We start from the raw sequence: 14,622 nt of genomic DNA, 5'->3' as shown, positions 1-14,622 counted from the left end.
TTATTAAGTCAAATATTATGCATAGATAAATAAATAAGGCAAATAACGTTACATATAACATCAATAGCAAAACAGACAGATACCTGCTAAAATATGTGATTATTTTTGTGTGAGTTAAAACAGTTTTATGACAGAACAAGCTTATTTAGACGAAGTTAATGCACGTCGCACTTTTGCAATTATTTCTCACCCCGATGCTGGTAAAACAACCATTACCGAAAAAGTATTGTTATTTGGTCATGCAATTCAAACAGCTGGTACAGTTAAAGGCCGTGGCGCTAATGCCCAGCATGCTAAGTCAGACTGGATGGAAATGGAAAAGCAACGTGGTATTTCAATTACTACATCTGTGATGCAGTTTCCTTATAATGACTGCTTAGTTAATTTATTAGACACTCCAGGGCACGAGGATTTTTCTGAAGATACTTATCGTACGCTAACAGCGGTTGATAGTTGTTTGATGGTAATTGATGCAGCAAAAGGGGTTGAAGATCGTACTCGCAAATTAATGGAAGTGACACGATTACGCAATACACCAATTTTAACTTTTATGAATAAGTTAGACCGTGATATTCGCGATCCAATGGAACTGCTTGATGAGGTTGAAAACGAGTTAAATATTATGTGCGCCCCTATTACTTGGCCGATTGGTTGTGGCAAGTTATTTAAAGGTGTTTACCATTTAGCGAAGGACGAAACTTACCTTTACCAATCAGGGAAAGGTCATACAATACAAGAGGTCCGAATTATTAAAGGGTTAACTAACCCTGATTTGGATTTAGCGGTGGGTGATGATTTAGCGCAGCAACTGCGTGAAGAGCTTGAATTAGTGCAAGGCGCATCAAACGAATTTGATTTAGATGCTTTCTTGTCAGGCGATTTAACGCCAGTCTTTTTTGGTACGGCATTGGGTAATTTTGGCGTGGATCATATGCTTGATGGTTTAACAGCTTGGGCACCAACTCCTCAACCTCGTCAAACCGATAAGCGTGAAGTCGAATCATCAGAAGAAAAGTTCAGTGGTTTTGTTTTTAAAATTCAAGCCAATATGGATCCTAAACACCGTGACCGCGTTGCATTTATGCGCATTGTATCAGGTAAATATGAAAAGGGCATGAAGTTACGACATGTACGTATTGCTAAAGATATCAATATTTCTGACGCCTTAACATTTATGGCAGGTGATCGTGAACATGTTGAAGAAGCCTATGCTGGTGATATCATTGGTTTACATAATCATGGCACGATTCAAATAGGTGATACTTTTACACAAGGTGAAGATCTGAAATTTACAGGCATTCCTAACTTTGCACCAGAAATGTTTCGTCGAATTCGTCTTAAAGATCCACTTAAACAAAAGCAGTTATTAAAGGGGTTAGTTCAATTGTCCGAAGAGGGTGCTGTACAAGTGTTTCGTCCATTAACCAATAATGACTTAATTGTGGGAGCTGTAGGGGTGCTACAATTTGATGTGGTGGTTGCTCGTTTAAAATCAGAGTATAACGTTGAAGCCATTTATGAGCCAGTTAATGTGACAACAGCGCGTTGGGTTGAGTGCTCAGATGTGAAAAAACTGGAAGAGTTTAAACGAAAATGTGAACAAAATTTGGCCTTAGATGGCGGGGATAATCTATCTTATGTGGCACCAAGTATGGTTAATTTAAATTTAACTCAAGAAAGATATCCTGATATTGAGTTTAGAAAAACTCGAGAACATTAATTGTATTCATCACAAAATAGCGGAATCTATCATTATGTTTAAGCATTTTGATACATCCGCTTCTTTCTTTTTAACCGTATTTTTTTGATGATAAAGTCAAGCGAGTGAATATTATGGATTTGAAAAATAAAAAAATAGTCAATTTAATAATTAGTAGTGTTATTGGATTATTAACTATGACTACTTCACCGATATTGTTTGCTATTGAAAATAAGCTTGTGAGCCCAGTTTTGTTAGAAAAAGTTCAGCAAAGCGAGCGCGATAAGCGCCAATATGAAGTGGTTGAGCTAGCAAATAAAATGCGAGTGTTACTTGTTTCAGATCCTAATGCTGTAAAATCACTGGCATCATTAGCACTGCCTGTCGGCTCGTTGCAAGATCCCAAAGAGCAACAAGGGTTGGCTCATTATGCTGAACATATGGTATTAATGGGATCGAAAAATTATCCAGAACCAGCAAGCTTTTCTCAATTTTTAAGTCGTCATTCGGGAAGTTATAATGCTAGCACTGCGGCACATAGAACAGCTTTTTATTTTGAAGTTGAAAATAGCGCATTTGATAAAGCACTGGATTATTTAGCTGATGCTATTGCTGAGCCCAATTTAGATCCTAAATTTGCCGATAAAGAACGTAATGCAGTTAACGCTGAATTGACAATGGCCAGATCAAATGATGGTTTTAGGATCGGGCAAGTTGATTCTGAAACAATTAATCAAAACCATCCAGCTTCTCAATTTTCAGGCGGTAATTTAGAAACGTTAAGTGATAAAGAAAATAGTAAATTACAAGATGCTTTAGTGAATTTTCATAAAGATTATTATTCAGCCAATATTATGGTTGGAGTGATGTATAGCAATCAGTCGATCAATAAATTGACAAAATTAGCTGAAAATAGTTTTGGTAAAATCCCTAATAAAAATATTAATGCCCCAATAGTTGATAAACCCGCTATAACACCAAATGTGTTAAATAAACAAATTTCTATGGTACCAGCACAACCCAAAAAGCTATTGTTTTTACAGTTTCCGATTGAAAATAACTTGGCTAAATTTGCTGATAAAACCGATGAGTATATTACTTATTTAATCTGTAACAGTAGTCATAATACGTTGTCTGATCAGTTACAAAAACAAGGTTTAATTGAAGGAATTAGTTCATCTATCAATCCTATCCGTTATGGTAATAGTGGTATATTGAGTATTAATGTGAGTTTAACCGACGATGGACTTTCTCAAAAAGATAAAGTTATTGGCGCTATTTTTAATTATTTACAGTTGATTCAAAAAGAGGGCATTTCTGACGCTTATTATCAAGAGATTCAAAAGGTATTAGCGTTAGAGTTTAAATATCAAGATGTCGAGCGTGATATGTCATATGTAGAATGGCTATCAGATCAAATGTTGTTGTATCCAGTTCAAAATGTGTTAAATTCAGATTATGTTGTTACTCATTTTGATAAATCAGCTATTACGGCACGTTTAAAAAGTTTGACTGCCAATAATGCTAGAATTTGGGTGATTTCGCCAAACCAAACTACCAATAGAACTGCTTATTTTGTAGATGCGCCTTATAAAATTGATAATATCACTAGCGAGCAAAAAGCAAGTTGGTTAGCACTAGGCAAAAATTTTACATTTAGTTTGCCTGAGCTCAATCCTTATATACCTGATAATTTTACGATTTTAAAACAAAATCGTAATCAAGCGCAACCTGAAAAATTTAGTAAGCGCGGTAATCATATTCATTTTGCTAGCCAGTATTTTAATAATGAACCTAAAGCTGCTATTGTTGTTTCATTACGCAATAATCAGGCTACTAGCGACGTAAAAGCTGTGGTTGCTTTTAATCTGCTTGATTATATTGTTAGTCGTAATTTAGAACAATTACGATTTCAGGCTGGGGTTGCTGGTATTTCATTATCAACTGGTAATGATAATGGCTTAATGATTTCAGCCAGCGGTTTTAGTCAGCATTTACCAAAAATGGTTACGGCCATACTTGATAACTATCGCAAGGCCACTATTGATGAGCAAAGTTTAGCATTAGCTAAATCTTGGTATTTGCAAGAATTGGATAAAGCCGATCATGCTAAGAGTTATCGGTTAGCGGTTAATCCTATTAATGCATTGTCGGTATTACCGCATTATTTTGAACGAGATGAAAAACGACAAATTACAGCAAATATGACCATTAATGATGTATTAGCTTACCGTGATAACTTATTAACTCACTCAGTACCTTATATGCTTAGCTTGGGTAATTTGTCTAACGAGGACTCTTTAGATCTTTATCATGCCATCCAGAAAACATTAGTGCGTGATGTTGAATTTACTCCTGTTAATAATATTCAGATTAAAAACTCGTTAGAGGCTAAAATAACTCAACATGCAAAAAGCACTGATAATGCTTTAATGATGAGCTATATTCCAATGGGTTATGATCGAATTAGTAGTAGCATGATAAGTTATACTCTTTCTAAAATTATTTCACCTTGGTTTTATGATCAGTTACGCACCAATGAGCAACTTGGTTATGCTGTATTTGCAGAGCCTATTACGGTTGGTGATTCGTCGGGAATGAGTTTTATTATCCAAAGTAATCAATATGATCCGGCTTATTTAATTAAACGCTACCAAGAATTTTATCCAGTTATGCTGAATAAATTGCAAGCATTATCGAAAAAAGATATTGAGCAATATAAAAAAGCGGTACTTGATGAATTGAAAATGCCTCCGCAAACATTGGATGAGGAGTTTGGTCGTTATATGCCTGACTACCGTAATTCACGTTTTGCGTTTGATTTAAAGGATAAAAAAATCGAGCAATTGCAAAAAATTACTAAGCAAGATTTGATTGATTTTTATAAACGTTCAGTAATGCAACCTAACGGATTTGTAATGGCATCACAAGTACTTGGCAATACAACTGATATATTAAAGCAGCCACAAGCAATAACTGAGTATACCGAATATAAGAATGCATCAGCTTTGCAGGCTATATTACTACAGTCACAAACTAAATAAATTGTTATAAATAATAGAAAAGTTAATTCAATAGGAGAAAAAACTTAGATAGGAATAAAACATTTTGCCAAAAATTGGCATTGCTATCACCTTGTGATACACTGCCAAAATCCTAATAGTTTGAGTGTATTATGATTACTGGATCGATTGATTATTGTGCTATAGGTCAGCGTCTGCGTGCGTATCGGATTGCTGCCTCTTTGAAGGCTGAAGATGTTGCAGAAAGTCTTAAAATTTCAAGAGCAGCAGTATATCGGTTAGAAAAAGGTGAGATCGTTAAAATTGAAACTCTAGAGCGATTGGCTTCCTTACTTGATACGTCTTTTGCTAGTTTACTTGGCATTGATACTGAATACTATTCGAGTGGTGAAGGCTTTTTTGAACGTATGCGTCAATTAGAAGAGCAATCAACTCATATCTATTCTCATTTCGATCCTTTTTCCTTTTTATTAACTTCTTCTGATTATTTGTCTCATTTAGCAATGATGTTAAATGAATCGAGTAACCCCGCTGATCCTCAAAAATATGCCACTACCTTATCCATTTTAAAAGATCGTAAAACTCAGTTCTGTCAATCAATTCCAAAAGTTATTAATTTAATCAGTTTACGTAATGTAGAACGTTTTTTACATATTGGTTTGGTTGGTAATTTAACCATTTCGCCGGGTAAAAAATCGGAAAGAATGCTACTAGCACGCAAAGAAGTTTATCACTTAATTCAGTTAATTGAACAACAATCTCTTGCGCCAACAATTGCTATTACACAAGAAGCTATTCCGTCAATTGCTTTTCAGATTTTTTATCAAGATGGGAATCCTATTTCATTAGCAATGAGCCCATTTCGATTAGGTGAGTTACCTAATGTTACTACCGGTATTGCATCGATTACGTCATCTTATGATGCAATTAAACGGTATCGCCATTTATTTGATAAGTTATGGGAAAATAGTGCTAAAGATAAGCAAGCAATTGATTTATTGAAAGCGACGTTAGAGAAATTTTAAAGAATATTAAAGAGAGTCCTTATGTTATCCTTAACATTACAACCGATAAAAAGATTTAATGGTACTATCAATTTGCCTGGTTCAAAGAGTGTTTCTAATCGTGCTTTATTACTATCAGCATTGAGTAAAGGTAATACACGGTTAAAGAATTTACTTGATAGTGATGATGTGCGTTATATGCTTGATGCGCTTGCAGCGTTAGGTGTGAAGTATCAGCTATCACACGATCGCACGATTTGTGATGTGCAAGGTGTGAGCGGTATTTTGCAACCCGACCATGCATTAGAGCTTTTTTTAGGTAATGCTGGCACAGCAATGCGTCCTTTAGCTGCTACGTTATGTCTTGGAAATAATAATATTGTGTTAACGGGCGAACCTCGCATGAAAGAACGCCCAATTGGTCATTTGGTCGATGCTTTGCGACAAGGTGGAGCTAAAATTGATTATCTTGAAAATGAAGGCTATCCACCACTACATATTCAAGGTGGTTTTACAGGTGGTGATATTAAAGTTGATGGTTCGGTCTCTAGCCAATTTTTAACTGCACTATTAATGGCTGCGCCATTAGCAAAACAAGACACAGAAATTACTATTATTGGTGATCTTGTTTCTAAACCTTATATTGATATTACAGTCAAAATGATGGCTATGTTTGGTGTTTTGGTTACCAATCACAATTATCAAAAATTTACTGTTAAAGCTAATCAGTGTTATCAATCGCCGGGAGATTATTTAGTTGAAGGGGATGCGTCTTCTGCTTCTTATTTTTTAGCAGCGGCTGCAATTAAAGGTGGTAGTGTTAAAGTAACTGGCATTGGAAAAAATAGCTTACAAGGCGATACCCAATTTGCTCATGTGCTTGAAAAAATGGGGGCTAAAGTTATTTGGGCTGATGATTATATTCAATGCTCTCGTGGTGAATTACACGGTGTTGATATGGATATGAATCATATCCCAGATGCAGCAATGACTATTGCCACAACAGCGCTGTTTGCTAAAGGTCCAACTACAATTCGTAATATTTACAATTGGCGAGTTAAAGAAACTGATCGTTTATATGCGATGGCAACAGAATTAAGAAAGGTTGGCGCAACTGTTGATGAAGGTCACGATTATATTACTATTATTCCTCCAGTTAAATTAAACCATGCCGAAATCGAAACCTATAATGATCACCGTATTGCTATGTGTTTTTCGCTTGTGGCGCTTTCTGATACTTCTGTGACGATATTAGATCCTAAATGCACAATGAAGACTTTTCCTGATTATTTCGAACAATTTAAACGATTAAGCGAAGAATGAAATGAATAAATCTGTTCCCGTTATTGCTGTTGATGGACCAAGTGGTGTCGGTAAAGGTACGTTATGTCAAGCATTAGCCAATCATTTTAAATGGCATCTTTTAGATTCTGGTGCTATCTATCGTGTGCTAGCACTTAGTGCGCTTAAGCAAGATATTGCGCTAGATGATGCCAATAAACTTGAACAACTAGCTCTTAATTTGCCACTAACGTTTGATACGCAAGGTTATAATGTTAAAGTGTTATTAGATAAGATTGATGTGACTAAAGAAATCCGTACAGAACAGACGGGGGGAGCCGCATCAAAAGTGGCGGCAATTAATTCGGTTAGAGTAGCTTTATTACAACGTCAACGTGACTTTAAGCAAGCACCTGGATTGGTTGCAGATGGTCGTGATATGGGCAGTGTAGTATTTAGTGATGCCCCTGTTAAGATATTTCTTGATGCTAGTGCCCAATCTCGTGCAGAAAGGCGAATGAAACAGTTGCAAGATAAGCAAAATAATGTTAAATTCGCCGAAATTTTGCAGGAAATAACTGCGCGTGATGAAAGAGATCGTCATCGCGCCGTTGCGCCACTTAAACCTGCAATTGATGCTCTAATAATTGATACTACATCACTGTCTATTGAAGATGTTTTTAATCAATCTATTAAGTATATAAACGAAAAACTTGCGTTGTAACTTAAATTATAGCGTGAAACTAGCTCCATTATAAGGATGTATGGAGTATTATAAACAACCCCACAAGACAGGATGTAATGTGGACGTTAAAATTAACTTAAGTATATAAATATGACTGAATCTTTTGCTCAACTCTTTGAAGAGTCTATCAATCAACTAGACACTCGTTCTGGTAATATGATCCGTGGTACTGTCGTTGCAATCGACAAAGATGTTGTTTTAGTTGACGCTGGTTTAAAATCTGAATCAGCGATTCCAGTAGAGCAGTTTAAAAATGCCCAAGGCGAATTAGAAGTTCAAGTCGGCGACGTTGTTGACGTTGTGCTTGACTCAATCGAAGATGGTTTTGGTGAAACTATCTTATCTCGTGAAAAAGCTAAGCGTCATGAAGCATGGCTTACACTAGAAAAAGCAGTTGAAGATGCTGCAACAGTTTTAGGTGTTATCAATGGTAAAGTTAAAGGTGGCTTTACGGTTGATCTTAATGGCGTTCGTGCGTTCCTTCCAGGTTCACTTGTTGACGTTCGTCCATTACGCGATACTTCTCATATTGAAAATAGAGAAATCGAATTAAAAGTTATTAAATTAGATCAAAAACGCAACAACGTTGTTGTTTCACGTCGTGCAGTTATTGAATCTGAAAATAGTGCAGAAAGAGAACAACTTCTAGAAAATCTACAAGAAGGTTCCGAAGTTAAAGGTATCATCAAAAATCTTACTGATTACGGTGCATTCGTTGATCTTGGTGGGGTTGATGGTTTACTTCACATTACTGACATGGCTTGGAAACGTGTTAAACACCCAAGTGAAGTGGTTGAAGTTGGTCAAGAATTACTTGTTAAAGTACTTAAATTTGATAAAGATCGTTCACGTGTATCACTTGGCTTAAAACAATTAGGTGAAGATCCATGGGTTTCAATCGCTAAACGTTATCCAGAAGGTACTAAAGTAACAGGTAAAGTAACTAACTTAACTGACTACGGTTGTTTTGTTGAAATTGAAACAGGTGTTGAAGGTTTAGTTCATGTTTCTGAAATGGACTGGACAAACAAAAATATTCATCCATCTAAAGTTGTTAGCTTAGGTGATGTTGTTGAAGTTGTTGTGCTTGAAATTGACGAAGAACGTCGTCGTATTTCTCTTGGCCTTAAACAATGTAAACCAAACCCGTGGTTACAATTTGCTGAAACACATAATAAAGGTGATAAAGTTAGCGGTAAGATCAAATCAATCACTGATTTTGGTATCTTTATCGGTTTAGAGGGCGGTATCGACGGTTTAGTTCATCTTTCAGACATTTCTTGGAATATGCCTGGCGAAGAAGCTGTTAAAGCTTATAAGAAAGGTGATGATATCGAAGCTGTTGTTTTACAAGTTGATGCAGAACGTGAACGTATCTCTCTAGGTATTAAACAATTAGAAGATGATCCATTCAGTAGCTTTGCTTCTAACTATAAAAAAGGCACAATAGTTAAAGGTACAGTAAGTGCAGTTGACGCTAAAGGTGCAACCATCGAAATCGCTGAAGGTATTGAAGGCTACTTAAAAGCACAAGATATCGCTCGTGAGCGTATTGAAGATGCAACAACTGCATTAAAAGTTGGTGATGAAGTTGAAGCTAAAATTGTTAACATCGATCGTAAAACTCGTGCAATTTCGTTATCAGTACGAGCGAAAGATGAAGCTGATGAAAAAGAAGCTCTCGCAGCAGTAAACAACACAGCAACTCAAGAAGATGCATCATTTACTAATGCAATGGCAGAAGCATTCAAAGCTGCATCAAAAACTGAGTAAAAAATATTTATGTAAAGAGTAAAGAGGGCTTGCCCTCTTTTTCTTTTATGGGATAAAATGAAATAGTTACATGCCACATAAATAAATTAGGAGTGATCATGAACAGATCAGATTTAGTAGAACGAATTGTTAACTGGCGAACACACCTCCCTGTTCAACTAGTTGATGATTCAGTTAGAGATATCATTGAACAGATCGCTTTAGCTATGGAAAGTAACGATCGTGTGGAAATTCGAGGTTTCGGTAGTTTTAGTTTGAACTATCGAGCTCCACGTAAAGCAAGGAATCCAAGAACTGGTGGTAATGTTGAAGTGAAACATAAATATATACCTCACTTCAAACCGGGTAAAGAATTACGTGAAAGAGTAAATAATGCTGCAAACGCATAATCTTTAAATTTCACACCTAGATGGAAGCCTTTGAGTTAAATCAAAGGCTTTTTTGTTTTAGCTAGTTTAATTTCTATCATCTAGTCGTACTTACTTATTTAAATAACCTTTACCATTTATCATTAAGGAAAAACCAGTCAACGTTATGTTGATTTAAGTCGTTAAATCCCTCTTTTAAAATATGCAATATTGCGAATAATTTCAGTAAATTTCATTAAGATTAATGATTAAAATGGAACAAAGATCGAAAAATTCAACATCAATTATTTTTTTATAATATCAAGTGATAAACTTATATTGTTCAATTTAAAGATGGTAAAGTGCTAGTGCAAAAAATTTGTTCTTTGGATTTAATGGCTATCATGTTTTCATTAGGTTGTTTGCCATTACTCTTTTTGCCCCATTTATTGTCTGATCTATATTGGTGTTTACTTGCTTTTATCTTGTTTTTAATTGTGTTAACCGTTCCTGTTAATTTTCGTTGGTATTTATCTGTTTTTGTTGCATTTAGTTTAGGTTTTTTGTGGTCAACTGCTTATTCTAAACAATATTTATCCAACATTTCTCCTTATATTGATAAAACGCTAGTTGTTCATGCCAAAGTAGTTAATATCAATACTCATCAGGCAGCAACGGTCAACGGACCTTATTACATGTCATTTTCTATTTTTTCCATTTCAGATGTTACGCTTGCAAATGATATTCCGATTTCTGTTTACTGGGATAGGTTAGATCCTCCTAAATCTGGGGAAATTTGGCAATTGACACTAAAAACAAAAGTTGTACATGGATACTTAAATGATGGAGGATTTGATAGCCAACGCTTTTCGATAGCAAATCGTAGCTTATTATCGGCTAAATTGGTTGATGCCAAGTTATTAAATGATAAATCTGACTTAAAACAATATATTACTGATTTGGCTATACCTTATATCGATTTATTTAGTTATAAAGGTATTTTGCTAGCCCTTGCTTTTGGTGATCGTTCTCAATTAGATGACGAGCATCGTATGGTAATGATGCAAACAGGTATTGCTCATTTAATGGCTATATCTGGTATGCATATTTTAGTTGTTTATGGACTTAGTTGCTTTTTGGCTAAAGCTATACTGTTTTTTATTCCAAAGCGTTTTATCTATTTTTTTGTACCAATTATAATAGGGTGGTTATGTGCATTTCTTTATGCATGGTTGACAGGTTTTAATCCGCCTACTTTGCGAGCTATGGTTGCTTTGTCAATTTGGATCTATTTTCGTTATAAAAAATATAAAATAAGTTCATGGCAAAAAATCAATCGGATCATTGCGTTGTTATTATTATTTGATCCATTGATGATTTTATCTGAAAGTTTTTGGTTATCTTGCTATGCAGTAATAACTTTAATTTTTTTGCATGATTGGGCGCCGCTTTCCAAAGCAGTAAGGCATAAAAAACGTTGGTATATAATTAGGATATTGTATTTGCAGTGTGGGTTAACCTTATTGCTGCTTCCAATTCAGTTTTTTGTTTTTCAAGGTGTTAGTGGAGTTTCGATTTTAACAAATCTAATTGCAATTCCTGTTATTTCATTAGTTACATTTCCTACCATTTTATTGGCGTTAATATTTAGTATTTTTGATTGTTTTTCTATTGCCTTATGGTTTTGGCTAATTGCTGATAAATCTCTAGAATGGCTATTTTTGAGTTTAAATTGGCTTAATCAATTATGGATTAACATCCCTTCAGATTTTTATTTATTAGGTCTTTTAGGTTGGTTAACTTTAGTGATAATCCGTACAGGTGTTTGGCAACGCTTTAGCATTACTTTGCTCGTAATTTTGATGATACTGGCTACCCCTTTTTTTAAACAGCAACACTATCGTTGGCGGTTAGACATGTTAGATGTAGGTCATGGATTAGCTATCGTTATCCATGATGGTAAGTCTGCAATTTTGTATGATACAGGAGCTAAGTGGGAAAAAAGTTCCGCTATGGAAAGGGTTATTATTCCTTTTCTACAATGGCATAATTTGAATGTACAAGGTATTATTATTAGTCATCAACATAATGATCATGTTGGCGGTTTGAAATTAATTCAACTTATTTATCCTGAGGCATGGTTAATGAGTTCGTCTTCTGACTTTAATAATGATTATCAATGCTTAGCAGGTAATAGTGTTATTTGGAATGATCTGACGTTTAATGTGCTGTGGCCTAATCAGCTGGTTAGCGATGCTCAAAATAAGGATTCCTGTGTGGTGCAAGTTACCGATGGACATTTTTCTGTATTGTTAACCGGAGATCTAGAACGTAATCAGGAATATCAATTAGTTACTAAATATCGAAATCAGCTAACGTCTACTATTTTACAAATCCCCCATCATGGTAGTAGTACATCGTCAAGTTATACATTTTTAAATCATGTTAAACCAGTAAAGTCATTGGTGTCTACATCTCGTTATAATCCTTGGAAACTCCCCTCCAATAAGGTAATGGCAAAGTATAAAGATTTACAATTAGACTATTATGTTACTGCTAGAACAGGTCAAATAAGTCTTTTTTTTGATAAACAAACATGGAAGCTAAAAACTATGCGAGGTGAAATTAAACCTAGATGGTATCATGATTGGTTTGGTAGTTTACCAAATTATGAGTAAAATAGGCTATCGTTTGCTATAGGCAACTATAATAATTGTTATATTGAGATATAAAACAATTTTACTAAATGTAATTGAGTGATGTTAAAGTTATGATTGAAAAACTGTGGTATGGTAAAAATCGTTTATTTTGGTTATTCATACCATTTTCCTTATTATATGGTTTAATTGCTATTTTCCGTCGCTTTTTATATCAAGTTGGTATTTTAAAATCTTGGCGATCTCCTGTACCTGTTATTGTTATTGGCAACTTATCTGTTGGTGGTAACGGTAAAACGCCACTAGTTATTAGTTTAATTGAATTGTTAAAACAGAAAGGATTACAGGTTGGAGTCGTTTCACGAGGATATGGAGGCAAGGCTGATAACTATCCGCTTATTTTAGATAATACAACCACAACTGAACAAGCAGGTGATGAACCAGTGCTTATTTATCAACGTACTAGTGTACCTATTGCTGTCTCACCTTATCGCTCTGAGGCTGTTCAAGCGTTATTAAAGCACTACCAATTAGATGTTATTTTGACTGATGATGGTTTACAACATTATGCTTTAGCGCGTGATATTGAAGTGGTGGTGATTGATGGAAAGCGCCTATTTGGTAATGGATGGTGGATGCCGGCAGGGCCAATGCGAGAGCGTGAAAGTCGGTTAAAATCGGTTGATCTTATTGTCATCAATGGTGATAGTGTAAATAATTTAGCGCAGCAGTATCCTAATAAAACCTTTACTATGCAATTAATGCCCCTGTATGCAGTGAATTTACTTACTCAAGAAAAAAGAGCGTTATCTTCGTTGTCAAATATATGTGCTATTGCTGGTATTAGTAATCCAAAACGTTTTTTTGATATGTTAAGTAAATTGCAAGCGGATGTGGTTGAAACCGTTTCTTTTGCCGATCATCAAAAATTTACTTTACCGTTGTTAAACAATGTTGCACGTAATAAACAAACACTTTTAATGACTGAAAAAGATGCAGTTAAATGTAGACAATTTGCTCAACAAAATTGGTGGTATCTGCCCATCGATGCGGTAATACCTGTGCAAGTTATTGATCAAATCTGTTTATTACTAGCTAAGACAAAATCCCAAGAGAAGAAAAAATGAAAGATATCCTATTAAACGCACTTGCTTGTCCTAAATGCCATGGTCAATTGCAATATAATGCTACTAATCAGCAGTTAATTTGTCATACAGATAATTTAGTTTATACAGTTAAAGATAATATTCCGGTGTTGTTAGAATGTGAAGCTAAACCACTTAACCAATCTGAATGTATTCAAGAATAAATAATAAGGTCTTAATTATGAACTTTTCGGTTATTATTCCCGCTAGGTATGCTTCGAGCCGTTTACCTGGTAAGCCACTAGCGGATATTCATGGTAAACCAATGATTGTTCGTGTGATGGAGCAAGCAAAAAAATCATCAGCCAATCGAGTGATTATTGCCACAGATCATCAACAAGTTTATGAGGTAGTCAAGGAGTATGGTGGTGAAGTCATTCTGACAAGTGATAAGCATAATTCAGGCACTGAAAGGTTAGCAGAGGTCATTAATGCCTATCAATTTGCTGATGATGAAATTATTGTGAATGTACAGGGCGATGAACCCTTAATTCCGCCTGTTATTATTCACCAAGTGGCAGAAAATTTAGTGCAATATAAAACAGGAATGGCAACGTTAGCAGTGCCAATTGATTCTGTTGAAGAAGCATTTAATACGGGTGCAGTTAAAGTTGTGACAGATAAAGATGGTTATGCGCTTTATTTTTCTCGTGCAACCATTCCTTGGGAACGCGATCGTTTTGCGAAATCAGCTGAACAGTTAAAACCATCGAGTATCGGTGATTTTTATCTCCGCCATATTGGTATTTATGCTTACCGTGCTGGTTTTATTCGTCAATATATTAAATGGGCACCATCAACGCTTGAACAAATTGAAATGTTAGAGCAATTAAGAGTACTTTGGTACGGTGAAAAAATTCATGTCGCTGTGGCAAAACAATCTCCTGCAATTGGTGTCGACACTTTCGAAGATTTAGAAAAAGTAAGAGCGTTATTTAAGGAGTAAGC

At 35.2% G+C, this 14,622-nt stretch carries 11 protein-coding genes; all 11 read left to right on the top strand.

Annotated elements, in window-relative coordinates:
- The first annotated feature begins 127 nt into the window (after positions 1-127).
- Complete coding sequence (prfC, locus tag ACGH6Q_RS01440) at positions 128-1,720, top strand: peptide chain release factor 3 (RefSeq protein WP_411591547.1); 1,593 nt, start codon at positions 128-130, stop codon at positions 1,718-1,720.
- A gap of 176 nt (positions 1,721-1,896) precedes the next feature.
- Positions 1,897-4,743 carry a pitrilysin gene (ptrA, locus tag ACGH6Q_RS01435; RefSeq protein WP_411591545.1) on the top strand — a complete coding sequence of 949 codons (2,847 nt, stop codon included), beginning with the start codon at positions 1,897-1,899 and terminating at the stop codon, positions 4,741-4,743.
- Positions 4,744-4,874: 131 nt separating this feature from the next.
- On the top strand, positions 4,875-5,747 hold the full coding sequence (locus ACGH6Q_RS01430) for a helix-turn-helix domain-containing protein (protein ID WP_085163942.1): 873 nt from the start codon (positions 4,875-4,877) through the stop codon (positions 5,745-5,747).
- 21 nt (positions 5,748-5,768) lie between these two features.
- Positions 5,769-7,049: a 3-phosphoshikimate 1-carboxyvinyltransferase gene (gene aroA, locus ACGH6Q_RS01425; RefSeq protein WP_085163943.1), complete on the top strand. Its 1,281-nt coding sequence runs from the start codon at positions 5,769-5,771 to the stop codon at positions 7,047-7,049.
- Between the two features lies 1 nt (position 7,050).
- Positions 7,051-7,731 carry a (d)CMP kinase gene (gene cmk / locus ACGH6Q_RS01420; protein WP_411591543.1) on the top strand — a complete coding sequence of 227 codons (681 nt, stop codon included), beginning with the start codon at positions 7,051-7,053 and terminating at the stop codon, positions 7,729-7,731.
- Between the two features lie 111 nt (positions 7,732-7,842).
- Positions 7,843-9,525 (top strand): 30S ribosomal protein S1, encoded by a 1,683-nt coding sequence (gene rpsA / locus ACGH6Q_RS01415; RefSeq protein ID WP_085163945.1) that lies wholly within the window; start codon positions 7,843-7,845, stop codon positions 9,523-9,525.
- A 98-nt stretch (positions 9,526-9,623) separates the two neighbouring features.
- Complete coding sequence (gene ihfB, locus ACGH6Q_RS01410; RefSeq protein ID WP_034912930.1) at positions 9,624-9,914, top strand: integration host factor subunit beta; 291 nt, start codon at positions 9,624-9,626, stop codon at positions 9,912-9,914.
- A gap of 353 nt (positions 9,915-10,267) precedes the next feature.
- Positions 10,268-12,550, top strand: a complete 2,283-nt coding sequence (locus ACGH6Q_RS01405) for a DNA internalization-related competence protein ComEC/Rec2 (RefSeq protein WP_411591541.1) — start codon at positions 10,268-10,270, stop codon at positions 12,548-12,550.
- Between the two features lie 92 nt (positions 12,551-12,642).
- Positions 12,643-13,656 carry a tetraacyldisaccharide 4'-kinase gene (gene lpxK / locus ACGH6Q_RS01400; protein WP_411591538.1) on the top strand — a complete coding sequence of 338 codons (1,014 nt, stop codon included), beginning with the start codon at positions 12,643-12,645 and terminating at the stop codon, positions 13,654-13,656.
- Positions 13,653-13,838, top strand: a complete 186-nt coding sequence (locus ACGH6Q_RS01395) for a Trm112 family protein (protein WP_065560220.1) — start codon at positions 13,653-13,655, stop codon at positions 13,836-13,838. The genes lpxK and ACGH6Q_RS01395 overlap by 4 nt, the downstream gene beginning before the upstream one ends.
- Before the next feature lie 17 nt (positions 13,839-13,855).
- A complete protein-coding gene (gene kdsB / locus ACGH6Q_RS01390) occupies positions 13,856-14,620 on the top strand; it encodes a 3-deoxy-manno-octulosonate cytidylyltransferase (protein WP_411591537.1) in 765 nt (254 codons plus the stop codon).
- Positions 14,621-14,622 lie beyond the last annotated feature (2 nt).

The organism is Gilliamella sp. BG2, from assembly GCF_046635645.1.
Classification (GTDB): Bacteria; Pseudomonadota; Gammaproteobacteria; order Enterobacterales; family Orbaceae; genus Gilliamella; species Gilliamella bombi.
Note: the sequence above shows the minus strand (reverse complement) of the source record. Positions and strands in the feature narration are given on the sequence as shown.